25 protein-coding genes, 1 pseudogene and 1 riboswitch are annotated in these 26,450 nt (G+C 51.4%); of the genes and pseudogenes, 10 read left to right on the forward strand and 16 right to left on the reverse strand.

Annotated features, from left to right (window positions below; genetic code table 11):
* Positions 1-1,329, forward strand: a complete 1,329-nt coding sequence (efeB, locus tag QUF18_RS07275; protein ID WP_374807046.1) for an iron uptake transporter deferrochelatase/peroxidase subunit — start codon at positions 1-3, stop codon at positions 1,327-1,329.
* A gap of 64 nt (positions 1,330-1,393) precedes the next feature.
* A complete protein-coding gene (gene efeO, locus QUF18_RS07280) occupies positions 1,394-2,212 on the forward strand; it encodes an iron uptake system protein EfeO (protein WP_289386429.1) in 819 nt (272 codons plus the stop codon).
* Positions 2,213-2,266: 54 nt separating this feature from the next.
* Here the strand turns inward: efeO and QUF18_RS07285 are convergent, their stop codons facing one another.
* From QUF18_RS07285 to QUF18_RS07295, 3 genes are all read right to left on the reverse strand, one after another.
* Positions 2,267-2,626, reverse strand: a complete 360-nt coding sequence (locus QUF18_RS07285; protein WP_289386430.1) for a DUF1850 domain-containing protein — start codon at positions 2,624-2,626, stop codon at positions 2,267-2,269.
* Positions 2,626-4,731 (reverse strand): TRAP transporter permease, encoded by a 2,106-nt coding sequence (locus QUF18_RS07290; protein WP_289386431.1) that lies wholly within the window; start codon positions 4,729-4,731, stop codon positions 2,626-2,628. The genes QUF18_RS07285 and QUF18_RS07290 overlap by 1 nt, the downstream gene beginning before the upstream one ends.
* Before the next feature lie 99 nt (positions 4,732-4,830).
* The gene (locus tag QUF18_RS07295) at positions 4,831-5,784 is read right to left on the reverse strand and encodes a TAXI family TRAP transporter solute-binding subunit (RefSeq protein WP_289386499.1); all 954 of its coding nucleotides are present in this window, start codon (positions 5,782-5,784) and stop codon (positions 4,831-4,833) included.
* 594 nt (positions 5,785-6,378) lie between these two features.
* On the opposite strand from QUF18_RS07295, the gene QUF18_RS07300 reads away from it, so the two are divergent.
* Positions 6,379-7,929, forward strand: coding sequence for an acetolactate synthase large subunit (locus QUF18_RS07300; protein ID WP_289386432.1), 1,551 nt, complete (start codon positions 6,379-6,381; stop codon positions 7,927-7,929).
* Between the two features lie 39 nt (positions 7,930-7,968).
* Here QUF18_RS07300 and QUF18_RS07305 read toward each other — a convergent pair whose 3' ends face one another.
* A complete protein-coding gene (locus QUF18_RS07305; RefSeq protein WP_289386433.1) occupies positions 7,969-8,943 on the reverse strand; it encodes an SRPBCC family protein in 975 nt (324 codons plus the stop codon).
* 78 nt (positions 8,944-9,021) lie between these two features.
* A riboswitch (TPP riboswitch) is annotated at positions 9,022-9,120 on the forward strand.
* A 64-nt stretch (positions 9,121-9,184) separates the two neighbouring features.
* Here QUF18_RS07305 and QUF18_RS07310 point away from each other — a divergent pair.
* From QUF18_RS07310 to QUF18_RS07320, 3 genes are all read left to right on the forward strand, one after another.
* On the forward strand, positions 9,185-9,964 hold the full coding sequence (locus tag QUF18_RS07310; RefSeq protein WP_289386434.1) for a 3-oxoacyl-ACP reductase: 780 nt from the start codon (positions 9,185-9,187) through the stop codon (positions 9,962-9,964).
* Entirely contained in the window at positions 9,964-11,259 is a 1,296-nt protein-coding gene (locus QUF18_RS07315; RefSeq protein ID WP_289386435.1) for an LLM class flavin-dependent oxidoreductase, read from the forward strand. Before QUF18_RS07310 ends, QUF18_RS07315 begins: the two co-directional genes overlap by 1 nt.
* 164 nt (positions 11,260-11,423) lie before the next feature.
* Positions 11,424-12,311, forward strand: a complete 888-nt coding sequence (locus QUF18_RS07320) for an alpha/beta hydrolase family protein (RefSeq protein WP_289386436.1) — start codon at positions 11,424-11,426, stop codon at positions 12,309-12,311.
* A gap of 63 nt (positions 12,312-12,374) precedes the next feature.
* Here QUF18_RS07320 and QUF18_RS07325 read toward each other — a convergent pair whose 3' ends face one another.
* The 3 genes from QUF18_RS07325 to QUF18_RS07335 are packed head-to-tail and all read right to left on the reverse strand — an operon-like array spanning position 12,375 to position 13,682.
* A complete protein-coding gene (locus tag QUF18_RS07325; RefSeq protein ID WP_289386437.1) occupies positions 12,375-12,974 on the reverse strand; it encodes an ATP-dependent Clp protease proteolytic subunit in 600 nt (199 codons plus the stop codon).
* A 40-nt stretch (positions 12,975-13,014) separates the two neighbouring features.
* Positions 13,015-13,371, reverse strand: coding sequence for an SRPBCC family protein (locus tag QUF18_RS07330; RefSeq protein ID WP_289386438.1), 357 nt, complete (start codon positions 13,369-13,371; stop codon positions 13,015-13,017).
* On the reverse strand, positions 13,368-13,682 hold the full coding sequence (locus QUF18_RS07335) for an ArsR/SmtB family transcription factor (RefSeq protein ID WP_289386439.1): 315 nt from the start codon (positions 13,680-13,682) through the stop codon (positions 13,368-13,370). The genes QUF18_RS07330 and QUF18_RS07335 overlap by 4 nt, the downstream gene beginning before the upstream one ends.
* A gap of 199 nt (positions 13,683-13,881) precedes the next feature.
* Here QUF18_RS07335 and QUF18_RS07340 point away from each other — a divergent pair.
* The 3 genes and pseudogenes from QUF18_RS07340 (at position 13,882) to QUF18_RS07350 (ending at position 17,128) form a co-directional block, all read left to right on the forward strand.
* Positions 13,882-14,345 (forward strand): annotated as a pseudogene (locus QUF18_RS07340) (putative pterin-binding protein).
* 9 nt (positions 14,346-14,354) lie between these two features.
* On the forward strand, positions 14,355-16,283 hold the full coding sequence (locus QUF18_RS07345; RefSeq protein WP_289386440.1) for a putative bifunctional diguanylate cyclase/phosphodiesterase: 1,929 nt from the start codon (positions 14,355-14,357) through the stop codon (positions 16,281-16,283).
* Positions 16,284-16,417: 134 nt separating this feature from the next.
* Complete coding sequence (locus QUF18_RS07350; RefSeq protein WP_289386441.1) at positions 16,418-17,128, forward strand: FkbM family methyltransferase; 711 nt, start codon at positions 16,418-16,420, stop codon at positions 17,126-17,128.
* Between the two features lie 67 nt (positions 17,129-17,195).
* Here QUF18_RS07350 and QUF18_RS07355 read toward each other — a convergent pair whose 3' ends face one another.
* Positions 17,196-18,245, reverse strand: a complete 1,050-nt coding sequence (locus QUF18_RS07355; RefSeq protein WP_289386442.1) for an LLM class flavin-dependent oxidoreductase — start codon at positions 18,243-18,245, stop codon at positions 17,196-17,198.
* Positions 18,246-18,503: 258 nt separating this feature from the next.
* On the opposite strand from QUF18_RS07355, the gene QUF18_RS07360 reads away from it, so the two are divergent.
* Positions 18,504-19,028, forward strand: a complete 525-nt coding sequence (locus QUF18_RS07360; RefSeq protein ID WP_289386443.1) for a DUF2249 domain-containing protein — start codon at positions 18,504-18,506, stop codon at positions 19,026-19,028.
* Between the two features lie 7 nt (positions 19,029-19,035).
* On the opposite strand, the gene QUF18_RS07365 is transcribed toward QUF18_RS07360, so the two are convergent.
* From QUF18_RS07365 to QUF18_RS07400, 8 genes are all read right to left on the reverse strand, one after another.
* Positions 19,036-20,196: an NnrS family protein gene (locus QUF18_RS07365; RefSeq protein WP_289386500.1), complete on the reverse strand. Its 1,161-nt coding sequence runs from the start codon at positions 20,194-20,196 to the stop codon at positions 19,036-19,038.
* A 124-nt stretch (positions 20,197-20,320) separates the two neighbouring features.
* The gene (locus tag QUF18_RS07370) at positions 20,321-20,764 is read right to left on the reverse strand and encodes a pseudoazurin (RefSeq protein ID WP_289386444.1); all 444 of its coding nucleotides are present in this window, start codon (positions 20,762-20,764) and stop codon (positions 20,321-20,323) included.
* A gap of 125 nt (positions 20,765-20,889) precedes the next feature.
* A complete protein-coding gene (locus QUF18_RS07375) occupies positions 20,890-21,588 on the reverse strand; it encodes a Crp/Fnr family transcriptional regulator (protein ID WP_289386445.1) in 699 nt (232 codons plus the stop codon).
* A 111-nt stretch (positions 21,589-21,699) separates the two neighbouring features.
* Positions 21,700-22,710, reverse strand: coding sequence for an FAD:protein FMN transferase (locus QUF18_RS07380; RefSeq protein WP_289386446.1), 1,011 nt, complete (start codon positions 22,708-22,710; stop codon positions 21,700-21,702).
* A gap of 27 nt (positions 22,711-22,737) precedes the next feature.
* Positions 22,738-23,280, reverse strand: coding sequence for a nitrous oxide reductase accessory protein NosL (locus QUF18_RS07385; protein WP_289386447.1), 543 nt, complete (start codon positions 23,278-23,280; stop codon positions 22,738-22,740).
* Positions 23,277-24,107 (reverse strand): DUF2705 family protein, encoded by an 831-nt coding sequence (locus QUF18_RS07390; RefSeq protein ID WP_289386448.1) that lies wholly within the window; start codon positions 24,105-24,107, stop codon positions 23,277-23,279. The genes QUF18_RS07385 and QUF18_RS07390 overlap by 4 nt, the downstream gene beginning before the upstream one ends.
* Positions 24,104-25,021, reverse strand: coding sequence for an ABC transporter ATP-binding protein (locus tag QUF18_RS07395; RefSeq protein WP_289386449.1), 918 nt, complete (start codon positions 25,019-25,021; stop codon positions 24,104-24,106). Before QUF18_RS07395 ends, QUF18_RS07390 begins: the two co-directional genes overlap by 4 nt.
* Positions 25,018-26,349: a nitrous oxide reductase family maturation protein NosD gene (locus QUF18_RS07400; RefSeq protein ID WP_289386501.1), complete on the reverse strand. Its 1,332-nt coding sequence runs from the start codon at positions 26,347-26,349 to the stop codon at positions 25,018-25,020. The genes QUF18_RS07395 and QUF18_RS07400 overlap by 4 nt, the downstream gene beginning before the upstream one ends.
* Between the last annotated feature and the right edge of the window lie 101 nt (positions 26,350-26,450).

Below are 26,450 nucleotides of genomic sequence, written 5' to 3' on the forward strand. Positions count from 1 at the left end.
ATGACCAAGGAAACGGATAAACAACCCTCCGCAAATCGTCGTAATGTGCTGAAAGGTTTGGGACTGGCTCTGGGCGGCAGCGTTGCAGGCAACGTTACTGGTGCTTTTGCTAAGTCACAACCGGCACCACAGACAGTTGAGCATCACGTGACCGATGCGCCGGTAGGCAGCAATGGTTTCCATCAGCGGCAGCCTTTTTATGGCATTCATCAGTCGGGCATTACCAATGCGCGCCCGGCACATGGGCTTGTCGCATCTTTTGATGTACTGGTTAAAACACCGGACGATCTGGAACGCCTGTTCCGCACACTCACGCAGCGTATTGCTTTTCTCACGCAGGGCGGCACACCACCGGAACTTGACCCGAAACTGCCGCCTGCGGATTCCGGTATTATCGGCCCTGAAATCCGGCCGGATAATCTGACGATGACCGTAGGGCTTGGCGACAGCCTTTTTGAACATCATCCGTGGTTGCAGCCGCATAAGCCGAAGCTGTTGCAGCGCATGACCAAGTTTCCGAATGATGCGCTGGTCAATGATTTGTGCCACGGTGATTTGTCGCTACAGTTTTGTGCCAATACGCCGGACACTAATATTCACGCTTTGCGCGACATTCTCAAAACCATGTCGGACATGATGTTCCTGCGCTGGAAACAGGAAGGCAATGTGCCGGTCATTCCGCCGTCACCGAACGGTGAAGTGGAAAGCGCGCGCAATTTCTTAGGATTCCGTGATGGTTCTGCTAATCCTGATGCCGGTGACAAGAGCCTGATGAACCAGCTCGTCTGGGTGGGGGAAGCCCATCAGGAACCACAATGGGCGATGAATGGTTCTTATCAGGCAGTGCGTATCATCCGCAATTTTGTAGAGCGCTGGGATCGCACGCCTTTGCAGGAGCAGGAGATGATTTTCGGCCGGAAAAAACATTCCGGCGCGCCGCTCGACGGCACCAAAGAAAGTCAGGTTCCTGATTATACGAAAGATCCTGAGGGCAAGGTCACACCGATGGATGCGCATATCCGCCTGGCCAATGACCGCAGTCACGCAGCACAAAAAAATCTGCTGCTGCGCCGTCCGTTCAATTATTCCAACGGTGTTACCAAGTCCGGTCAGCTCGATCAGGGACTGCTTTTCATCTGTTATCAGGCCGATCTGGAGCAGGGCTTCATCACCGTGCAAAGCAGGCTCGATGGCGAGCCGCTGGAAGAATATATCAAACCGGTCGGTGGCGGATATTTCTATATTTTGCCGGGTGCTGTGAGCGAAAAAGATTATCTCGGTAGCACTCTGGTGGAGGCCATCCGCAATCATCCGGATAACAAAGTTTAACCCACAGCCGTTTTAAAACGGCTGCAATACTAAAAACATGAAGCGTATCAGAAGGACGTCTGTAATGAAGTTTGGATCTTTACTTGCCGCCTCGGTACTTGCCTCTTGCCTGTCTTTTCAGGCTTTCGCGCAAGATACTACCTATGACCTCGTTGAGCCGCTGGCAGAATATAAAATCTATGTCAGTGAAAAAGTGCAGAAGCTGGAAGAAGACACCAAGGCGTTTACCGACGCGGTGAAAGCCGGTGATGTTGAAAAAGCGAAATCGCTGTTTGCTTCAACCCGTCTGAGCTATGAAGCCATTGAGCCGATTGCCGAATTGTTCAGCGATCTGGATGTGGCAATCGACAGCCGCGCTGACGACTGGGAAAAGGCCGAGCAGGATCCGGGCTTCACCGGTTTTCACCGTATTGAATACGGTCTGTGGGAAAAAAACTCGACAGAAGAGCTGACACCGGTTGCAGACAAGCTGATGGCTGATGTGAGCGAGCTGAACAAGCGTATTGCTGGCTTGACTTTCCCGCCGGAAAAAGTTGTTGGTGGTGCAGCCGTTCTGATGGAAGAAGTGGCAGCGACCAAAATCTCCGGTGAAGAAGATCGCTACAGCCATACTGATCTTTGGGACTTCAAAGGTAATTTTGATGGTTCCCGCAAGATTTTCGATCTGGTACGACCGCTGATCGAAGCCAAAGAAGCGGAATTCACCAAGAAAGTGGATGAGAACTTCAACACTGTTTCGCAGACCCTTGATAAATACAAGGAAGGCGATGGTTATCAGAGCTACGACAAGCTGACAGAAGCTGACCGCAAAGTGCTGTCCATTGCTGTGAATACACTGGCGGAAGACCTTTCCACGCTGCGTGGTAAACTCGGCCTGAATTAATCTGCGCATAATTTCAAGAAAACGCCCGATCCCAGAAATGGGATCGGGCGTTTTTTATTTGCACTGACTGATCGTAATCGGCTGTTCTGCGGTTATGCCTAATTCATGACATTGCCCATTGGCGCAGAGTTTCCAGCCGCTGACAGTTTCACCGGATGCCGCCAGCACAATCTCTCTGCGGGGCGGAATTTTCGGCACATAATGATACCAGCCGTCCCGCAAAATCGCGTCCTCCGGCGGTTCCATGCCGGCACCGGAACCCTGTATGCGGGCTTCGTTCAGTACAAAACCTGCCGGTGTAATTTGCCAGTCTTCCTGCCACGGGATTTTCTCGACGCTATGCGTCCATTGCAGCATGAAAGAGGTGGTTGCTATCCGCAGCACACCGGCTGCGGATAGTGCACACAATGCCATCAGGCGGCTTTCAGTTGCGGCTCTCTGGTATTCCACCAGTGCCACAGCAGGAACGCCATACAGGCAGCAAAACCGATCTCATCGCTGAGCGGATAAGTTGCCAGCATCATTGCGGCTGCTGCAAATGCCCAGATACGCTCCCAGATTTTGAGATGTCCGCGTAAGAAGCCGATGGCCGCGGCACCCCACATCACAATACTGAGCAGGGCTTTACCTATCATATAAGCAACCGCAGGCCAGAAACCCATGCTTTCCGCCAACGGACCGCCATCCTGTAACATGATGACAGGTGCATAAACCGCCATGAACGGCACCGCAAAACCGGCAACGGCAATACGCACAGCCTGCATCCCGATTTTCATACCGGACTCTTTGGCAATCGGGGCGGCAGCAAAAGCAGCCAGTGCCACAGGTGGTGTCAGGTCGGCCATAATCCCGAAATAGAACACGAACATATGCGACACTAGCAACGGCACATCCAGCATCAGCAATGCAGGACCTGCGATCGACGAGGTGATAATATAGTTCGGGATTGTCGGAATACCCATGCCGAGGATCAGACAGGTGATCATGGTCAGTACGAGAGAGAGGAAGAGGGAGTTTTCACCCACACTCACAATGACACGCGCGAAACTTGATCCGGCGCCGGTGAGCGCCAGCACGCCGATGATGACGCCGACAAGCGCACAGGCTACGCCAACCGGCAGGGCGTTCTTGGCGCCTTCCGCAAGGCTTTCAAGGCAGAGGCGCAGTGTCTCACGACCACCGCGCAGCGCGAAATTGACCAGAACCAGTACTGTGATCAGCAGCAGGATCAGCGTAATACCGCGGATTTCAAAGCCTAAAACATTGAAGCTGGTGCCGAAAGCTGCAGCGGACATCAGACCGAGCGCGACCCAAAACAGCACGCGTACGGCCATCGGCATATTGGCAGAGACCGGAACACCGAGAATAATCAGCGCAGTCAGCCCCATGCCCACGGTTCCAGCGAACAGCGGCGTATAGCCGGAGAACAGTAGCCAGACCAGTGCTACAAGGGGCAGGATCAGATACCAGTGTTTGCGCAAGGCTCCGAGCGCACTTGGCAATTCAGCCTTTGACAGGCCTTTCAGACCAAGACGACCGGCTTCCAGATGCACCATGATAAATACGGTGACGAAGTAGAGGATTGCCGGAACAATCGCTGCTTTCACGATTTCCAGATAAGGCAAGCCCAGCGTTTCTGCCATGATGAAGGCAACAGCACCCATCACAGGCGGCATAATCTGTCCACCCATTGAAGCAACGGCTTCCACACCACCGGCAAAAGCCGGTTTGAAGCCGGAGCGTTTCATCAGCGGAATGGTGAAGGCACCGGTGGTGACCACATTGGCTACGCCGGAACCGTTGATGGTACCCATCAGAGCGGAGGAGATCACCGAGACTTTGGCAGGGCCGCCGCGCGATGAGCCGACTGTACCCATGGCCACATCATTGAACAGCTGGATCATGCCAGCGCGTTCAAGAAACGCACCGAACAGGATAAACAGGAAAATATAGCTGGATGAGACATAAATCGGTGTGCCGTAGATACCTTCTGTTCCCAGAAACAGCACTTCGACAACCTGTTCGAAATCATAACCGCGATGGTTTAAGGGTGATGGCAGATATTGGCCGAACAGGCCATAGGCCAGAAAGATCAGGCAGATAAACGGCAGTGTCCAGCCCATCATCCGCTGTCCTGCCCAGAAGACCAGACCAACAGCCAGTATACCGATAATGATATCCTGCATTTCCGGTTCACCGGCGCGGATAATCAGATCATTATAGAAAACCCAGTGATAGAAGCTGACAGCAAAGGCCAATATGGCTGTTGACCACATCAGAATTTTTGTGAAAGAGCCGCGCGGTGCCGCATTGGCATAGAGGCCGAATAATAACAGCAGTAAAAATCCGACATGGATTGAGCGCACGACCTGACTTGGCAGTGGCGAGTAGGCAGCTGTCCAGAGCTGGAAAACGGAAAAAGCGACGGCAATAGCAAACAGCACGCGGGCACCGGAGCTGACGCCCCAGCCCGGAATATGCTCGGCTGATTCAGCCGTATTGGTTTCTGATGAAGACATAAATTTAAAACCACAAAAATGACAGGAATAAGCGGTCAGAAAAGCTGCCTGTTCCGCAAAGGGCAGAAAAGGCAGCCTTAATATTTGCTTCAATCGTGATTATTCGATGCCTTTTTCTTTGTAGTAGCGCATTGCGCCCGGATGGATCGGGGTCGGGGAAATAATGGTGTTTTTATCAAGCTTGATCATTTTCGCAGCAGAGTGCGCTGCTGCCAGCTGGTCGAGATTTTCAAACAGACCCTTGGTCATCTGGTAGACCAGTTCTTCATCCATGTCTGGGCGCACGATCAGATAATTAATTACCGATGCGGTGGTCACATCTTTGTCCTGGCCGCTATAGGTATTGGCCGGAATTGTGTTGACCAGATAGGGCGCGCCGATCTTCTCGATAATATCAGCAGGGACTTCCACGACATTGATTTCAACTGCATTGGCCAGATCGCGCAATGATGCGACGCCGAGACCAGAGGACTGCAAAGTTGCATCCAGCTGGCGGTTTTTCATCAGTTCAACAGATTCTGCGAATGGCAGATATTCCACTTTGCCCAGATCGTCATAGGATAGACCGGCTGCATGAAGAATGGTTTTCGCATTCAGTTCGGTGCCGGACTTTGGCGCGCCAACCGAGAGACGTTTGCCCTTCAGGTCAGCCAGCGTTTTGATGCCGGACTCCTTGGAGGCAACGATCTGCACATAATTCGGATAGATTGCAGCGAGTGTGCTGATATTTTCTAGTTTCTTTTTGAAACCGGCTTCTTCATTGCCTTCCCATGCGTCACGCAGGGAGTCGCCGAGTGTAAAGCCGAGTTCACCGCGTCCGCTATTGATCAAATTGATATTTTCAATCGAGGCTTTGGTAGCCTGCACAGACGGACGGGCATTTGGAATGCCGGAATAAATTTTCTCAAGCGCCACACCCATCGGGTAATAAACACCGCTCGTGCCGCCGGTCAGAATATTGATAAAATCCTGTGCTTTGGCTTCTGCCGCAGCAAATGTCATAGTGACGGCTGCAAACGCCGACAAAAGTGTCTTCTTACCCAAATATCCCATAAAATCCTCCATAGTCATTTCAGGCCGGTTCTCCCGCAAAATCAGCTGGTTAAGCTATCTGCACCGGTTCTGTTTCTGCACTGATAATCTCAAAGCAGTTATCAATAGTCATTGCGAAGATTGCTCGTCTTCGTGAAGAAATGTAATGATTCTAAAGTATTAGATTCATTTCATTATATGAAAATGCAGATCACAAGTCAGGTATGATCTTTTATGAACTTGGCTGTCTGTGCAACTAAAAAATCGAATGACTGTTTTTTGATTTTTTGAAATCTGTCATATTCATTGCTAATCAATTGATTTCATTCGGTATGCTTTGGCGTTCTGTTTGTGAATAAAACTATACTCAAAACTTGCTGAGTTGCGGGAATAGTTTTTCGCAAAGCTTGCGGTGCCACCTTAAAGCCGGATATAGCTGTTACATGTTCACATGAACGGTGCGCGGAGGAAATGCGCTGTTCTGACATTTTGGACGAAGCATAGAACGGTTCCGTTAAAACGATTGTTGAACCGCTCTGTCTTTTTATTTCTACGCATTATCCTTCGCAAAACCGCTACGCACTTTTGCTGGAAATGCTTTAATGGGAGTGAGAAATGAACGGTGCTGATAGCCTTTGCGACACCCTGCTGGCGCACGGGATCGATGTCTGTTTTGCCAATCCGGGTACATCAGAAATGCATTTTGTGGCAGCGCTGGATCGCAAGCCGCAAATGCGCTGCGTATTGGGTCTGTTTGAAGGCGTGGTAACAGGTGCAGCCGACGGTTATGGTCGTATGGCGGACAAGCCGGCAGCGACTTTGCTGCATCTGGGCTCCGGCCTTGGCAATGGCGTTGCGAATTTACACAATGCCAAACGTGCCAAAACACCGATCGTTAATATTGTCGGCGATCATGCCACTTATCATCTGAAATATGATGCACCGCTGACCAGTGATATTGAAACGCTGGCACGTCCGGTTTCCGGCTGGGTGAAGACGTCTAAATCCGCGGAAGATATTTCTGCAGATACGGCTGAAGCCTTTACTGCCGCGTGCAATGCACCGGGGCAGGTGGCAACGCTGATCCTGCCTGCCAATACCGCATGGACCGAAGCACCGCAGCAGATTGTGCAGCCTCTGAGCCGCCCGGAACGTCGTAAGGTTGATGCTGATGCCGTGCGTGAAGCAGCGAAAGCATTGCGCAACGGTAAGCGCACTCTGCTTCTGCTCGGCAATCTTGCCCTGCGTGCCAATGCGCTGGAAATCGCCAGCCGTATTGCGCAAGCATCTGGTGCGCGTTTGCTGGCGCAGCAATCCAATGGCCGCATTGAGCGCGGTGCAGGTCGTGTTGCTGTTAATCGTGTGCTTTATCGTGTGGATGACGCACTGGCTGATCTGGCTGATATTGAACAGGTTGTGCTGCTCGGAGCGAAAATTCCGGTTGCTTTCTTCGCCTATCCGGGCAAGCCGAGCACCTTCCTGCCGGAAGGTTGCTCTGTTGTTAATTATGCCGGAGAAGCGGATGATCAGCTCTATGCATTGCAGGCACTGGCCGATGAAATGAATATTCCGGCATCCGTCACACCACTGCTTAATCAGCGCGGTGAGAAGGTCATGCCGACCGGCACGCTGGATGATGACAAAATCAGCGCCATTATTGCTTCGCTGTTGCCGGAAAATGCGATTATTGTCGATGAATCCATTACATCGGGTCGTGAAATGTTTGGTCTGACACATCAGTCAGCACCGCATGATTTTCTGCAGCTGACAGGCGGTGCAATTGGTATTGGTCTGCCGCTGGCAACCGGTGCGGCTGTGGCCTGTCCTGATCGTCAGGTGGTGGCTTTGCAGGCTGACGGCAGCGGTATGTATACAATGCAGGCGCTGTGGACACATGCCCGCGAGCACCTGAATATTATTACTGTCATCTTCGCCAATCAGCGCTATGCGATCCTGCATGGTGAATTGCAAAATGTTGGTGCCGGTGCACCGGGACGCAACGCACAGCGCATGTTTGATCTGGTCGAGCCGACGATTGACTGGGTGAGCCTTGCCAAAGGGGTCGGCGTTGAAGGTGCTCGTGCGACGACAGCAGAACAGTTTGCTGACCTGTTTGCAGCAGCAAGCAAGCGCAAAGGCCCGTTTCTGATTGAAGCGATGATCTAAAATTAATGGTTGCGGCGGGTTTATAATCCGCCTCAACCCTCATGCCTGTACTGCTTTTTCAGAGCGCTCTTTAATGACATTCAGCACAATAGAATGGAAATCATTGAGGAAAATTTGACCCCACCAGTCGCAATAAATATTAATCGGCGTTGCGATGCGATATTGCGTTTTGAGGGTCAGGCGCGTGCGGTTTTCGTCAATTGGTTCCAGCGAATATTCACCATAATCCAGTCCCAGATAGTCGCTGTTAACGCTGATATGCGCCTCCACTGCTTTGGGAATTGATGTGTCGCTGAAACGGAAATCCCAGCGCAGATAGCGGTTTTCCTGCCAACCGGTGATGACCTCTTCAAAATTGACGCCTTTGCCCCATTTCAGATGGCGTACGGCACCAATACCGGAACCGGTGATACGGGCATCTTCGGGTTTCGGCACGCCGACAATACTATGGCTGAAAGTCATCCCTAATTCGTCAGGACGAATATCAGGAATTGCCAGTGTATTGTTCCAGATCACATGGGCAGGCGCGTTAATTTCAATCACTGTGGTGACGGAATTAAAGTGATCCTGATATTCGATTTGGTTTTCCAGCGGCAGAGCGAGGAAAGGCAGTGCAATCACGAAAGTGACACTGCGTTTGGAATGATACTGACGTAAAAACCGCATGGTGGTATAAACACCAAGCGCCGTGCCTGCAAAGAGAAACGGGGCAGCCATGGCCACACAAATACCAGCCTCACCAAAGATAACCATTGAGATGAGGATGAAACCGAGCATGCAAAGCATGGCGGTTTTCATATGTTTACGGATGCTGCCAGTGCCACGCGGGTCTATCTGAATAATCAGCAGGCTGGTGATTGCCATCGGCATCAGGATCAGGCCGGTGATAAAGGCCATCCCGCTACCCTCTCGTATCAACCAGATGAGAATGTATAGCACCACCGCATAGAGCGTTGTTACGAAGATACTCAGCCAGAAACGGTCGGATGAAGGTTCTTTATGATTTTCAGACATAGGGTTTCTTAGACCAGCTTGGGCGGGCAGGACAACCGCCAAGGCTTGTCCCTTGCAAATAAACTTGCTAGAGCTTGGAGGAATGACACGGGGTGTCCTGTTTTACAGGGCTGAGATTTTAAACCCGTTGAACCTGATCCAGCTCATACTGGCGAAGGGATGTCTGTGTGCCCAGCCGTAATTTATGCGGTGCAAGCCCTTATTCCCTTGGTCAGCCATTTCTTAAGGCAAGGGAATTATCATGTCTGAACCAGTCCTTCTTCCGCTCTACCAGCAGCTTGTCCTCGTCACCGGTGGTGCGCGTGGCCTTGGACGCGATCTCGTCAAAGCCTTTTTGGGTGAAGGTGCACGCGTTGTGATCAATTATCATAAGAGTGCAGATGCTGCCGCAGAACTGGCGGCACTGGCACCGGAAAAGGCACTGGCAGTGCAGGCCGATGTGACGGATGCGCAGGCTGTACAGGCACTGTTTGCCAAGTCGCAGCAGCATTTTGGTATGCCGGTTACAACTGTGATCAATAATGCTTTGCCGGCATTCAGCTTTAACGGCGATGCCCGCGCCCATGCGGATGTGATCAGCTGGGAGCAGATCAATCAGCAGATGGAAGGTATTGTGCGCGGTGCGCTCAACACCACGCAGGCCGCACTTGCCGGTATGGAGCAGGCCGGTTTTGGGCGTATCATCAATATCGGCACTAACCTGTTTCAAAATCCGGTTGTGCCGTATCATGACTATACAGCGGCTAAAGCGGCGCTGCTGTCACTGACCCGTACTCTGGCGCAGGATCTTGGCGAAAAGAACATCACTGTGAATATGCTGTCCGGCGGTTTGCTGCGTACCACCGATGCGTCTGCGGCAACGCCGGAAGCGGTGTTTGATTATATCGCCTCTGCCACACCGTTGCGCCGTGTCACGACGCCTGCAGAATTCGCTGATACCGCACTGTTCTTTGCTTCACCATGGGCGCGTTCTGTGACCGGTCAAAATCTGGTTGTTGACGGCGGATTGGTGAAAAATTGATGCGGGAAATGCACCTTAACCTGTTTATCTTCGGTTGCGGGCATCACCGCGCGGCATGGCGGCATCCGCAATCTGCCGTCGAGCAGCTCAGTGATATCAGCTATTATACCAATCTGGCGCAGATTGCCGAGCGCGGCAAGTTTGATGCGATTTTCTTCGCCGACTGGCATGCGATTGATAATATTGCGGACGGACCACGCAGCTATTTCGATCCGCTGACTTTGCTGGCAGCATTGGCAGGTGTAACCGAGAAAATCGGACTGATCAGCACGGTGTCCAGCACATTCACAACACCATTTCATGCGGCGCGTACACTGGCTTCGCTGGATCATTTATCGAAAGGGCGCATCGGTTGGAATGTCGTGACCTCGATGTTTGACAGTGAGGCACGCAATCATGGTTATGAGAATATGCCACCGCATGAATGGCGCTATGGCCGTGCGGCAGAGTTTATTGAAGCGGTACAGAAGTTATGGGATTCATGGGATGCGGATACGATTACCTGTGACCGCTCCGGTGACTATGCCCGTAAAGATGGCTTACGAGCGATCCACCACAAAGGCGAGCATTTTACCACGCAGGGACCATTGACGATCCCGCGCCCGCCGCAGGGGCAACCGGTATTATTTCAGGCAGGAGCATCGGATCAGGGCAGAGCCTTGGCCGCAGAAAAAGCCGAGGCGATCTATGCGGTGGCTTATGATCTGCCCGCCGCGCAGGATTATTACCGCGATATTCAGCGCCGTGCAAAACTGGCAGGGCGGGATGCGGGTATACCGGTGATGCCGGGTCTGGTCACCTATGTGGCTTCCACACAGGCAGAGGCGAAAGCTAAGCAGCGGGAACTCGACGAATTGCTCCCGACAGCGGATTCCCTTCGTCAGCTTGGCATGTTTATCGTGCAGGATTGCTCCGGCTGGGAGTTGGATGCGCCGGTGCCAGCTTTGCCGCCGATCGAAGATTTTACGGGGCCGAAGGGGCGCTATGCGACCATTCTTCGGATTATTGAAACGGAACAGCCGACATTACGACAGCTGCTCGGACGTTTGGCAGCAGGCGGCGGACATTGCACAATTGTGGGCACAGCTGAGGCAATTGCGGATCAGATGGAATTGTGGTGGCATAACGAGGGGGCAGACGGTTTCAATTTGATGCCGCCGTCCTTGCCGTCTTCTATTGAGGATTTCGTCGAACAAGTAGTGCCGGTTTTGCAAAAGCGCGGAGTTTTCCGTTCAGACTATCAGACGGATACATTGCGCGGGCATTTGTCTTTGCCGCTCACAGATAAGCCATAGATGACCCCCAAACGTGACGCTGATAATGATGTAATGATTTGGCGGGTTTGCAATAAACACGCCCGCCAATAAAGGATAAATGAATGTTCCGGTATTCCACTGCAGGCGTAATAGGACTTTTGCTTTCTGTTGTGTCATTTTCTGCATACGCAGAGGAGCAAAAAGTGCTTAAGCGGGCAGATGGCAGTGTGATCAACTGGTATCTCGAAAAGCCGCAGACGACAGAGAAAACAGGTTTGGTTATTCTGGCACAAGGCTCCGGCTGTCAGTCTGTCACTGCAAACAAGAATATCAAGCTGGCACGCTCCGCCTTCCCGGATCTGGCCGCGCTGACAGTGGATAAATACGGCGTTGAAACCGGTGACAATCCAGCGAACCCTTTTGACGAAAAATGCTCGGCGGCTTTCAGTGCGCACCATACGATGACGCAGCGTGTGGAGGATTATCTGCAAGTGCTGGAGAGCCTCAAACAAGCGCCGTGGTGGAATGGCCAGCTGGTATTATTCGGCGGCTCTGAAGGCGGGGATGTTGCAGCTTGGCTGGCCGCGAAAACCAAGGCCGATGCGGTGATCTTGTTATCGACCGGTGGTGGTATGAGTTTTGGCGAGATGGTCAAACAGTCGATACATGGTGAAATGCTGCTCAACAAGGTGCCAAAGGAACATTGGCCGCAGGTTGATAAAGAATTTGCTCATGCCAGAGCCAATCCGCAAAGCAGCGAGACATGGGCAGGTTCCAGCTATCGTTTCTGGGCGGACGCCATTGATCACCGGCCGGTTGATGCAATGTTGCAGTCCGATGCTGCCTTACTGCTTATTCAGGGTAGTGCTGACACGTCAACACCGGTGAGCAATGCACGTATGACACTGGATATGTTTGATAAAGCCAAACGCTGCAATTTAACCTATTGGGAATTTGCCGGTTATAGCCATGGGATGCAGGATGCACAGGGCACCAGCCATATGGCTGATGTCTTTGCGCAGGCCGGTTTCTGGCTCAAACAGCAACTTGCAAATGGTAAGCCGGTTGTCTCTTGCACCCCAGCCCAATAGTCCCGAGCTGGTTTGTGCAGGGCAAAGCCATACGGTTGTACCCTGTGCTGATTGTTTTGGCGGTCAGAGCGAACGGTTATTGAGGATTTTATCAATCAGTCCCCATTCCAGCGCTTCCTGTGCATCCATAAACCGGTCACGGTCGAGGGTTTGCTCAACCTCTTCATAGCTGCGGCCGCAATGTTTGGCGTAAAACTCAATAACGCGGTGTTTGGTTTTGCGCATCTCTTCCGCCTGAATGAAAATATCTGATGCCTGCCCCTGAAAACCGCCAAGCGGCTGATGTACATGCAAGCTGGCATTGGGCAATGCCGCACGCTGCCCCGGCTCTCCGGCCATTAGCAAAAACGACCCCATAGAGCGTGCTGTTCCCATGCATAAAGTATGCACCGGAGCGTGAATATAATGCATGGTATCATAAATGGCCAAGCCGCTGGTTATAGAGCCGCCGGGGGAGTTGATATAAAGACTGATCGGTTTCTTCGGGTTTTCAGCTTCCAAAAACAGCAACTGTGCGCAGACCAGCGCCGATATTGTGTCATTAACCTCACCATTGAGGAAAATGATCCGTTCGCGCAGCAGGCGGGAGTAAATATCGAAAGAGCGTTCTCCCAGTGCCGATTGTTCAACGACCATAGGGACGAGTTGCATCATCTCGCGCATCGGCAAGCTCCGTTCTTTACTGATTTAAAATTATGTTCTTTTACGCGGCACGCATGGCGGACTGCATATTGGTATTGGCCGCCTGCGATTTCAGGTGCAGGCGCGTATCATCAAGCTCATGAATAATGGTGAGGCTGGTGCCGCCATTATCATTTGCTGCAATCTGGAATGTCACCAGACTTTCAAGAAAAGGCGGTTCTGCCTCCCGCATCCGGTAAGAGGCGGATTGTTCCGGCACAACAGCAATCGGTTCTGAATGGGATAAATCCTGCTCCGGTAACCAGTTGGCACGCAGCTCAGGAATGCTGATAGCGCGCCAGACTTTTTGCGGGCTGGCGTCAAACTCATATTCAAAGACCAGTCTGACAGCTGCTTCCGTATTGTCTTTTTCTGTCATTGATCCATATCCTTCAGCAAGGTGTTGAGAGCATCCATACGCGCAGGCCAGTAGGCGCGGTATTTTGTGAGCCATTGTGCAATCAAAGCAAGCCCGTTCGGATCGACTTCATAATTCACATAGCGGCCGTGGCGCTGTTCTCTGACCAGTCCGGCGGTTCGTAAAACGGCGAGATGCTGGGACATCGCCGGTTGGCTGATATCCATACCTTCTCGCAAAGTACTGGCATTCATACTGCCTGAAGCCAGCTTTTCGAAAACAGTGCGTCGTGTCGGATCGGCTAAAGCCTTGAAGATATCATTTTCGCTCATAACCAATACATAAGTCAATACTTATGCGATTCGCAAGGGCTTCCATTAAAAGCCGTAGATTTTCACCATAAAACATATAAAGCGGGATGTGCATAAATTCCTATATACGGATTAGCAGATATCGTTATATTGTTCTAAATTACCGAGGAGAAATATAGTGTTATTCAAGCGCATCGCTATCAATCTGATTCTGATTTGTATGGTGGCATCCGGTGCTGCAGCGCAAACGCTTTCCAAGCCGGCGAATAAGCCGATTTTGGTGATTTCCGGCTCCATTACCAATAAAAACAACGAGAAAACGGCAGAGTTTGATCGCGAAATGCTTATCGCGCTCGGCTTGCAGACCGTTGAAACCACCAATCCCTGGTATGATGGTAAAACACGGTTTGAAGGTGTGCATCTTGATCAGTTGATGAAACTGGTTGGTGCCAAAGGCACAACAATCAGTTTGTGGCTCTCAATGACTATGTGACCACCATACCTTTGGATGATTTTAAGAAATTCAAAGTCATATTGGCGATGAAACGCGACGGTAATTTTATAACTGTGCGCGAAAAGGGTCCGTTATTTGTCATCTACCCTTATGACAGTGATCCGCAACTGCAAAGCCAGACCTATTACACGCGCTCAGCGTGGCAGGTGTCTGAAATCATCGTCGAATAGGGGCTATATGTGAGGCGCATACTCGGGGTCATAATTTGTTGTTTTATGCTGGCAACAGGCTATATCGCCTATGTCATTGCTGAGCGGCAAACGTCCCTGCAAAAATTTTTACGTTATAATGACTCCTGGGCGATTAGTCAGATGCTATCTGAATATCTGCGCCTTGAAGAGCGATTGGCAGCCTTCGCGCTGGGCGCTGAAGGTTCTGACCGCGATGAGGTTCAGTTACGACTGGATATTATCTTCAGCCGGCTAGAAGCCATGGAAGAGGGCACTTTACAGGATTTTATTGAAAGAAATCCTGAACATTCCCAACTGATGTCAGACCTGCGTAATTTACTGACAAGAATTGACACTCAGTTTGCTGAGCTGGATGCAGAAAAAATTAAAGCTTTGCTTCCGGAAATGAACCGCTTTGACAAGCCACTGACAGCACTTGCTTCATCTTCTGTCGCCTATGATGTCAGTGTGATTAATACTGCACAACAGGAAGTACGGCAATTACATCTGATTTATACGGCGGTTGCCGGAGGATTGATTGTCTTCGGGATTGCGCTGGTTGTTTTGCTGATGCGTCAAAACGTGTTGCTGAACCGTGCGCATGGCCGTATGCAACGCCTGACAGAAAATTTGCAGGAAGCCTCCGGCGAATTGAAGACACAAAATGACCTGCTGGAACATTCAGCCCATCATGATGCGCTGACAGGCTTGCCTAACCGTGTTTTGTTTCGTCAAAATCTTGAAGCCCGCATGCAGTTTTCGCGTGCCGGCGGACCGGTTGCCGTGGTGCTGCTTTTTGATCTTGATGGCTTCAAAGATGTTAATGATACGCTGGGGCACGATGTCGGTGATCTGCTGCTGCAAGTGGTGGCAAGCCGGTTTACGACTTTCAGTGAAAAAGGTGATCTCATCTGTCGTCTGGGAGGCGATGAATTTGCGGTGATCTCTGCGGATTTATGTCCGGTTTCTGCCTATGCTTATGCGCAACATCTGATGGATGTCATCAGCCTGCCTTATCAGGTTAATGATCATGAAATTAAAATCGGAACGTGCAGCGGCGTTGCAATCTTTTCCGATGAGCCGGAAATGGAGGAGCTGTTTAAGCATGCAGATCTTGCGCTTTATGAAGCGAAAGCCATGGGTACGGGGCATATTTCTATTTTCCAGCCTTATATGCAAACACGTCTCCTGGAGAAAAAAGCCTTTGAAGCTGATCTGCTGAATGCTTTGAAAAATAATGAGATGGCGGTTTTTTATCAGCCTCAGGTGAATACCTATACGCGGGAAATTTGCGGATATGAGGCATTGTTGCGGTGGAAACATCCGCAACGCGGCTCTGTTTCTCCGGCTGAGTTTATTCCGGTTGCTGAGAAGATCGGCTTGATCCACGAACTTGGAGATTGGGTACTTAAAGTCGCTTGTCAGGAAGCAGTAAACTGGCGCGATCCGCTCAAAATAGCGGTTAACTTGTCGCCTTTTGAATTTATTGCTCCGGATTTGACGCAGCGTGTTGAAGCAATTTTGCGGGAGACCGGACTTGCCCCGCAACGTCTTGAACTGGAAATTACGGAATCTGCCCTGCTCAATAAAAATGAGCTGACTTTGCAGGCGCTGCGCGGCTTCAAAGCTATGGGAATCCAGATTGCGATGGATGATTTTGGTACCGGATATTCATCACTCGGTAGTCTTAGCAGCTTTCCTTTTGACAAGATCAAAATTGACCGCACTTTTATCCATGATCTGACAACCAATCCGGACGCGCGGGCGATTGTTGAGCTGGTGACGGGCATTGGTCAAAGCCTTGGCATGATTACAATTGCAGAAGGTATTGAAACCGAAGAAGAACTGGAATGCCTCAAACAGGTTGGCTGCGATCAGGTGCAAGGCTATTTATTTGGCTATCCGGTGCCCGCATCCGAGCTTAAGCATCTGCAATAATTAAAATTTCACGTTAAAAATATACTATATATCATATATATGTTATGCCCCGCTTCATCATGCAGAGGGGGTATCCGGAGACTTATGTTTGCTCCTGACATCTCTGAGATTTCAAATGTCAAAGGAGAAGCACCGTGGACACAGTCACGTTGCACGGAATTAAAATCCCATTGTCGCCGGATGAGGTTTCTCCTGTGATTTGGCAGGCGATTGTCAGCGGACGCTATGAAGCAAAAGAAGCTAAATGGGTGTTTAAAGCGGTCAAAAGCGGTGATAGGGTTCTGGAACTTGGTTCCGGCATTGGCGTGATCACATCCTTGATGGCGACAATTGCGGATGTGCAAATCTGGGCTTTTGAAGCCAATCCCTCAACCGCAGACCTTGCACGCCGTGTGATTGATCTCAACACCACCGGCAATGTGTCTCTGTCGCAAGGTATTCTGACGGCCGGTGTACCGGCTGACCATCGCTTTTATGTGCGCAAAGATCTCTGGATGTCCTCGATGGATAAAGAGCAGGGGCCATATGAGCGTGAAATCTCGCTGGCCTCCGCCAATATTGACGACTTTATTGCGGAGCATAATATCAATGTTCTGGTGATGGATATCGAGGGTGCAGAACGTGATCTGCTGCAAAAGGCCGATCTGAAAGGTGTTGAACGCATTTTTCTCGAACTTCACGACCACCTTTACGGATTAGCCGGTATTCGTGACATGACGCAGGCTTTGGCTGCGAAAGGCTATGCCTATGACCCGCGTGGCTCTTACGGCCCTTGCGTTTTATTCTCAAAAGACGAAGCTGTTCGTGAATATGAAGAAGATGACGCGGACGCTGCTATTAGCTGAGCAAACGGTCAGCAGCGACTAAAATACAAAAAATGCCCCAAACCAGTGATGGTTTGGGGCATTTTTATTATTTGATTTCGTCGCCGGTGACGGGGCCTTCCCAGTTCGGCTTCCAGCCAAGGGCGGGAGCCACATGCTTGGCAAACGATTCCAGAATATGCAGATTATATTCCGGCCCGAGCTGGTTCGGAATGGTCAGCATCAGCGTATCGGCCAGAGCAATGGCGCGATCTTTCTTCAGCTCCTCAATCAGCTTGTCCGGTTCTGCAGCATAGGTACGGCCGAATGTGGAGCGGAAGCCGTCAATCATCCCAACGCCGTCATTCTTGTCGCCCGCATTACCAAAATAAGCCGCATCCTGCGTGTTCACGATCGGGAAGATGCTTCGGCTGACCGAGACACGCGGCGCGCCTTTGTGACCCGCCTCGCGATAAGCTTCCCGGAAACGGATAATCTGTTCCGCCTGAAGTTCATCAAAAGGCATTCCCGCATCTTCCGTTAGCAGGGTGGAGGACATCATGTTCAGACCTTGCTGACCTGTCCATTCCGCACTCTCCCTTGTGGCAGAGCCCCACCAGATATGATCGCGCAATGTGCTTGAGCGCGGTTCAATCGGCATCATCTGACCGCCTGTCATACTGCGCTCACCCTTTGCCAGAGGTTCACCGTTAATTGCACGCATGAACAGATCAAATTTCGGGCGTGCGATATCAGCACCGCGCGGATCGTTTGAACCGGTATAGCCAAAGGTTTCGTAACCACGCACCACTGTTTCCGGCGAGCCACGGCTGATACCAAGGGCAATACGGCCGTCTGCGAGGATGTCGAGCGCGGCAGCTTCTTCCGCCAGATAGAGCGGATTTTCATAGCGCATATCGATAACGCCGGTACCGACTTCGATGTGTTTGGTCTTCGCGGCGATTGTTGCCAGCAGCGGCATTGGCGACGCCTGTTGACGCGCAAAGTGATGCACGCGGAAATAAGCGCCGTTCACACCAAGTTCGTCTGCGCCGACACCGATATCGACAGCCTGTTTCAGCATGTCGCTGGCTGTACGAGCCTGCGAACCCTGCGCATTCACATAATGACCAAAACTCAAAAAACCAAAGGCTCTCATGGATTGTCTCCTGCCGCCAACGCGGTTTCAATAATTGTTGGTCTGGATATAGTGTGGATGCAGGGCAGGTACAAAGCTTGCAAATAGGACACAGTGTTCACTCTGGAGTCTACAGGAGACCTTTTCTTTTCGCTGTTGGTGGTGATGAATTTGCGTTAGGACAAAAATATTAATCCAGTTCTGTGCCTATACTTTCATGTATATGCAGGTTATCGCATGTATTGAGTGGTTTATAATGTGAGCGGAGATTGAGTATTGATGCAGCTGGTTGAACTTGACGTACGTGCGGTGCTGCGAGACGGCGGCGAGCCGTTTCCACTGATTATGCAGACCGTTGCCAGCTTAAAGGCAGGTCAATCTCTCAGGCTGATCGCTAATTTCCGGCCTGTCCCTTTGTTGCAGGTGATGCAGAAAAAAGGCTTTTCCTTTAAGGATCGTGAAATCGGTAATGGTGACTGGGAAGTAATTTTCACGCCGGTTGAAGCTGAAAATAAGATGACGGAGAGCAAGCCTGTCAGCCGGTCCGCTGAAACGGTTGTACCGGAAATCTGGCCGGACCCGATGCATTATCTGGATTACTCTTTGCCGGATCAGGGCACGGTTACGGAAGAAATTCTGCGACTGTTAAACAGAATTGAAGATGGTGCAGTGATCTTCGCGTTGTTTTCAGCAGAGCCTGACTTTTTATTGCCGGAGCTAGAAAAAGCAGGACATCAGTGGGTTGGAAATTTTGATGCCGGTGGTGAAGCTTACCGGATGATGATCCGCTCCGGTGCGCATTAATTTGTTTTTATTCACTGCGCTGACGGCGATCCTGTAGCAGCATTGGTGCATATTCGATGACGAATAAAGCAAATGCTGCGATCCATAACAGCGCGGATACAGCCAGTATTGTGTGGAAATAGTTCAGAATAATTTCCGCAAATGGCCTGAGAACTGCGGAGGCGATCAAACAAATATAGGACAGGATCGTAAGAGGCGATGCGGTTAACGCATGACCGGTATGCCCGCGGGTTGCACGTCCCATCACGGCCAGCATCATCAATGCAACCGCACCGACAGTCAGAATATGCAGTGTCGAATAGGCGTTCAGATAGTCAACTGCTGAAAGAGCAATAGCGATAAAACCCGCTGGTATAAAAGCATAGGCAATATGCAGGATGACGAGCAGTTTTTCAGATAAGGTTTCCCAACCGCGCCAACGCGCCAGTCTCGCAATATGCAAGAGCGCTGCCAGACAAGCGAGCAGTAGAGTGACAGTGGTTTCGGGTGAAATAATCCAGCTTAACAGTGCAAATGCACCGATGATAATACAGACCGCATCATAGCGGTTAAACGGTACTGGAAAGCGTGTTTTCTGATTGCGGTTCAGCCAGTTACGGGTGAAACTCGGCACAATACGCCCACCAATAATCATGATCAGCAGCACATAGGCGCTAACCGCAATGCGGCTGGCGAGCGCAATATCGCCTTCGGTGATTACGCTGTAATGGAAGATCAGATTGGCGATTGTGAGAATGGTCACGCCAATCAGCACTTTCAGGTTTTTCCACTGTTTTCCGGCAATGATTTCTCTGGCACAGATCAGAAGGAGCAATGGCAAAAACAGGCTTTCCAGCGCGATTGCCGCATAGAAATGGATAAGATCGGGATAGAGAAAAACCAGCCGTCCCGCCAGCCAAAAACCGGCAAGGATAATCAGCGGTGTGCCGGAAACCGGCAGACTGCCAGTCCAGTTCGGCACGGCGGTGAGCAGAAAGCCTGCCAACACCGCAGAGCCGAAACCAAACAACATTTCATGAGCATGCCAGTTTAATGCATCATAGGAACCGCCCAAAGGCATGCCAAGTGTGAGTGATAAAATCCACAACAGCATGGCAAGCACAGCCCAAATACCGGCACCGAGGAAAAACGGCCTGAACCCATAGCTGAACAGCACAGGACCGGTCATTTTCAGACCACGCGGCACCGGTTTTCTGGTTTTTGCTACTGTATTCTGCTGCTGGTCTTTGGTGTCAGGGGCGGTCACAGCGGTTTCCTCATTTTATTATGCAAGCCTGCATAATGCCGGATAATTATTGAGCGCTGGCAATTGCTTTTTCGAGACGCTGCTGCACAGGCTTCGGCTTCTTGGCCGCAACAATCGCGTCGAGGTTCGCCGGATTATCACCGACAACGATGAGCGCTGTCATGCCCATGGAATAATGCGGTGTGCATTTAACAAGATATGCGCCGTCCTTCTGGACAGTCAGCGTGTAAGTTTCATTGATCTTGCTTTTGAATTTTTCAACGCCTTCAGGAAGCATATCTTTGACCGACTCGACATTATGACCCTTGTCTGTCGGGATGAAGATGATGTTGTCACCGGGATTTGCTTTGATATAGGCGGGTTCAAAGACCATCGCACCTTCGGCGCCTTTATTGAGCATATGCACTTCAATATCGGCAGCCAGTGCAGGCAGGGTAAAGAGGGCGAAAACGCCTGCGGTCAGAGCCAGTTTTGTTGCGGTAAGTTTCATGTCACTCTCCGGAATAATATAACCGCTTCAGCGGCTTCCAGATATTTAAGACAGATTGCGGCCTTGCTCTTTGTCGGGGCGCAAACAAAGTTGAAATTTACACACAGCTTTTATGCTTTTTGCGCTCAGTCATCTTCATGCTCTGCCAGCCGCATCAAGCCGGACAGGTTGGAAACCAGCAGCAATTGCCGTCCGCCTTTAACCAGTCCTTTGCTTTCCCAGCTGCTCAATATTCGCGAAACTGTATGCAATGTCGTTCCGGTCATTTCGGCAATGTCCTGACGGGAAATCGGAAAATCAATCCGGATATCAGCGCCTTCATGAATACCGGCATCCTGCGCCAGACGAATAACCGTATGGGCAATGCGGCGCTCGACTTCCTGCGTGGACATTTCACGGATACGGTTATGCGCCTGATCCAGTCTCTGGCCGATCATCTGCATCGCATTAATTGCCAGTGTGGGATTGCGTGACAGAAAGCCATTCATCATATGCATCGGCCATGCCAGCACCACACTATCCATCACGGCAAGCGGTGTGCCCGGATACTCCGTGCGGCCAATGGCCAGAGCAAAGCCGAATAAATCACCGGGATGCACCACGCGCACAATCAGCTGCTGACCATCTGCCGTCACCTGCATGACTTTTAACCGGCCTTGCAGCAGCAGATAGAACAGTTTGGCTTTCTCGCCCTGTTCAAAGACCTTTGCTCCTTTCGGCACAGTGCGCTGCACGGCATCGGAAAGCAGCTTATCCAATGCGCTTTCTTCCATGCCTGCAAAGATTGGCAATGTGCTGACAAGAGTCCGGTCGATCATACGCATCCCTTAAATATCTGCCTGTTTCTGAACAATGTCTCTGAACAGGCCGAATTTTTCAGAATGAGTAGTAATGCTTCATGCGTCGCGGTGCAATTCACTGTGTCATGATAATTTTCAGGCGCTGACCTTTCGCAGGGCGCCGCTGGCGGTCTTGAGATGAACCGTGGTGGCAGGCAAATCTTTCAAAATTGCTGCAATGCTGTTTTCATCCATCAATGAGAAAGCGGTAGCCCATGCATCGGCAGCAGTGGCATCGGGAGCGATGACCGTCAGGCGCTGATAGAGCGATGCAGAGAGATTATTTTCGCTTGTCGCTTTCGGATTGAGCAGATGGTTGAAACGTCCTGCGGGATCAAAGCGGAAGCCGACACTGCCAGATGTTGCCAGCGCATTGCCGGAAAGTTCCAGCATCTCATCCGGTTGCGGATCTGTTTCAAGATCAGCAATGCCGATCTGCCACGGATGCCCGTCCGGACGGTTCTCCAATGTGCGATATTCGCCCAGATTGATGAGTGTATTGGTCACGCCGTGATCTGCTAGCAACTGCGTTATCAGATCGGTGATATAGCCTTGTGCCACGCCATTGAGTGTCATTGCCATATGCGGGCGGGTAAAAATAATCCGGTCTTCATTGAAGCGCACGCCGTCAAAGCCGATTAAAGCTTGTGCCTTTTGTAGTGCCGGCGAGGAGAGTGAGGAGGCTTGGGGATGCTCGGCAGAAAAGTGCTGTGCCAGATATGCCCAGAGCGGCTGCACGGTCGGGTCAAACAGACCACCGCTTTTTTCCCAAAAGCCGCGGCATTTTTCCAGCAACTCAACCAGTTCCGGCGATGGTGAAACCAGTGCGCCGGAACGGTTGAGCGTGGCAAGTTCTGAATCTGGCCGGTAAAGGCTGAAAATACCTTCCAGACGTGCGATTTCCGCACGAACTTGCCGGAGGAGGGCTTCTGCGGCCTGCCTGTCGGGATGATGCAGAATGATTTTTACCGGTGCACCTAGAGCATAGCCCTGCCAGATCAGGGCATCTTTCTGCACTGTTGCACCAGCATGAAAAGGCAGGAGGCTGAGACCGGCGGCAGCACAGCTGATACCGATAAAACGTCTGCGATTAAGTGGGCGTGTCATGACAGCCTCCCAGCTATAGTCTTGATGTTAATGATGGGTGCTCATCGGTGCTTCAGCCTCAGACGCTATGTCTGAGGTACCCAGCACGTAATCCTGCGGGATATCGGCAAAGGTAACGATTTCGCCGCCTTTATCCTTGGCAAATTGCTCTGCCGCTTCACGGGTGGAGAATGGCACCGCTTCTTTGGCACCCATGCCGCCGGTGGCATTGCTGTTGATGACGAAGAAAGCCTTTTTCGCATCAACCCAGTTTTCACTGCCCGGCTGTTCCCAGCTTGGCGCTTTGGCCATGTCGGAGACATAAATTGCCGCGATATTTTTCGGTTCTTCCGGCAACATGGTAAAAGCTAAGGTATCACGGGCAGAGGAGAACCAGATGGCTTCGCTTGCCGGATGCAGAATAACCTGCCCTTTAGGGCCGCTATGTTCCAGAACATTCATGCCGCAATACCGCCCCATCGCAGCCTCAGTCAGAGCGAAAGGTGCAGGCGCTTCAGCTTGTTTTTCAGGTGAACAGGCGGAGAGAACAAATGCAGCAGCAACAGGGATGAGGAGGGAGATCAGTCTCATAATTCTTTCCTTGAAAAGACGAGGACGGACAAGCCGAGCGGGATCGCCGCCCATGAGCAAAGTGCCAGTGTGAGCATGCCTGTGCCTAATGTTGTATTGCCTGCAACGCCGCCCATACCTGTGAGGGCACCGGCACTGCCTGTGCCGAAATTGAGCAGACGATAGGCATCTGTCGGATTGAGCAGCAGGAGAATGTTGAGCAAAGCGGTGCCGATCATCTGGCCCTGATCGAAGACCAGCAATCCGAGCAATGCCATGTCGTAAATCAGCACGAAGAGCAGCCAGATGCCGATGGCAATGCCTGCAGCGGTGCTGCGCTCACGAACGATTGTGCTGGCAAAAAAGCCGATGGCGATGAAAACCGCGCCGAGCAATACCGAACTTCCGATCAGTGACATTAAGGCCAGCCAGCTGGCGCTGTCGATGCCGCCGCCTGTTAGTGCGAGAACCACGGCCGTGCTGCCATAACCAAACAGGGTGGCAAAGGCGAGAATGATGAGTTGCCCCAGATATTTGCCTAAAATCACCTGTTTACGTCCGATCGGATAACTCAGCAGCAGCAGCATAGTGCCGCGCTCCATCTCGCCGACAACGGCATCATGGGAGATCAGCAATGCAATCAGCGGGATCAGAAAAATGGTGAGGCTGGAGAGGCTGACAATCACCACATCCAAACGATTGGAACCGATGGTGCTGCCGGTTGGTGCATTGCCGAGAAAATTCATGCTTAGCGCCAATGCTGCCAGCAGCAGCGTGGTTGCCAGCACCCAGCGGTTACGCAACCCCTCTTGTATTTCTTTACAGGCAATATGGATGAGGTTTTTCATTCTGCGGCCTCTTTCGCTGTAAGGAAATGGGCATAAAGCTCGTCCAGCGTCGGCGCCATGACATCGATATCCGTGATGTTGTGATTTTGGGCGATGACGGAATGCAAAACTTGCATTTTATCTTCTGCCAGCACATCTGTTTCAAAAGTGGAAAAACCCGTTTTCTGCCAGTGGATTTGCAACGGTTGGGCAGCACTCAGCGGTGCGCCTTCTCCTGCTAGGCTGACGCGAATGCGTACAGGCAAGCGGGCAATATGGCGCAGATCATCCAGTGAGCCATCTGCGATGACCTTACCGCGATTGGCGATAATCACCCGCCCGACACGGTTTTCCAGTTCGGTCAGCGCATGTGAGGACATCAAAATGGTGGTGCCTTCCGCACGCATGACTTCCAGCAGATCATAGAAGTTTTTGCGCAAGGCAGGATCAAGGCCGGTTGTCGGCTCATCCAGCAACAACACAGCTGGTTTGCCGAGCAGTGCCTGTGCCAGACCAAGCCTTTGACGCATGCCTTTGGAATAGGTGCCGACACGGCGGTCTGCGGCGTGCGACAGGCCGACATGATCCAGCAGATCAGCTGTTTCTTTCAACGGAACAGACTTGAGTCTGGCGTAAAAAGACAGGGTTTCCCGTCCGGTCAGCGCCATATTGAAAGAGACATGCTCCGGCAGATAGCCGAGCCTGCGGCGCGCTGCAAATTGGCCGGCAGCGGGGTCTTCACCCAGCACCAGCACTTTGCCTTCCGTGGGACGGATCAGTCCCAGCATCAGTTTTATCATGGTGGTTTTGCCAGCGCCGTTATGGCCGACCAAAGCGATATTTTCACCAGCATTCAACACATAGGATGCATCGCTGATGGCATTGAATGTGCCATAGGTTTTGGTGACACCGGCAAGCTTTACGGTTTCAGTCATGATTTATTTTCGCCTCCGGTTTTTGTCTGTCGTGCAGGCGGTTTCATCAGCGGATAGCTGTCAATAACACCACCCGGCATCAATGCGGGAAATTGCGTCTGCGCCCAGCGAATGGTCTGGATCGCCGGACTGTTGATGAGGATTTTGGCCTGTGGAGCTGTCCACAATACCTTGTCGATCAGGTCATTCGGCCGGTATGGGCTGTCAGCAATGCCATCGCCATTGAGGTCAAAAGCCGGATTGTCACTCCAGAAATTACCGCGTCCTTTGGCAGACCAGTCGAGATTGCGCGTGCCGACATATTTGACCTGATTGCGGTTGTTGATGAAGGCATTGCCGCTCATCACATTGCCTTCAGAACCGGCGGTGAAATGAATGCCGATACTGCAATTTTCAAAATGATTGCCGGTGAATTTATTCTTATTGGCATTGTAGATGAAAACGCATTTTTCAGGCCCCAGCCGCATGCTGCCAGCATCGGCAGAGAGGTCTGTTTCCGATGCAGGCATGCCATGTTCGGCGCTCTGCACACCGGCATCCATCCAGCGATCGGAAGACTGCATTCTGCCAATCACCTGATTGCCGGTGATGACAGAACTATTCGCGTAATTCAGCAAAAGACCATGATCGCGGTCGCCGTCTGAAAGATTGCCGGTGATTTTAAGCCGGCTGGTATACATAATGGCAAAGCCGACAGAATTATTGCGCGAGATATTATCGGTGACTTCACTGTCATTGGTGTACATATAATGCACAGCAAAGCGCACATTCTCCATGAGATTGCCACGGAAGATATTCTTGCGACTGGCATTGGTATAAATACCGTCGCGGCCATAACGGATGATATTATTCAGCACTTTTGCACCGGGTGCATTCCAGATGGAAACACCGCTGCCGGTCTGCGCCATACGCACACCGCGCTTGCCAATAATCTCATTACCTTCGGCCACAGAATCCTTGGCGCCATGCAGATAGATGCCATAAAGATTATCGATCAGCCTGTTATTTTCAGCCCGTGCGCCGGTAGCGGTTTTGGCGATGAAAATACCGGAATTGAGATCATAGAGATTATCTCCGGAGCCACGGATTTCCAGACCGCGAATGATGGTTTCCGGAGCATTGACGGTGATTGTATTGCCGGTGCCGGAGCCGTAAAGCACGGCTCCGGCTTCCCCCTCAAGCATGACTGTCTTGTCGATGACGACTGACCCGTCATGCCGCCCTTTGAGCAGGCGGATCGTTTCCCCCGCCGGTGCCTGATCAAGGACGGTCTGCAGATTTTGTCCGGCAGATACGGTGATCTCTCCGGCCAGTGCCGGAGAAATCATAGCGGGCAACAGGCCGGAAAAACATAAAGCCGTGGCAAAAGCATAGTGCTTCAGTGCGGGCGTTGTGTGCTCCGGTAAAGCTGCGGGATTGTGTTTTTCCT

Source organism: Pseudochrobactrum kiredjianiae (assembly GCF_030362795.1).
Classification (GTDB): Bacteria; Pseudomonadota; Alphaproteobacteria; order Rhizobiales; family Rhizobiaceae; genus Pseudochrobactrum; species Pseudochrobactrum kiredjianiae.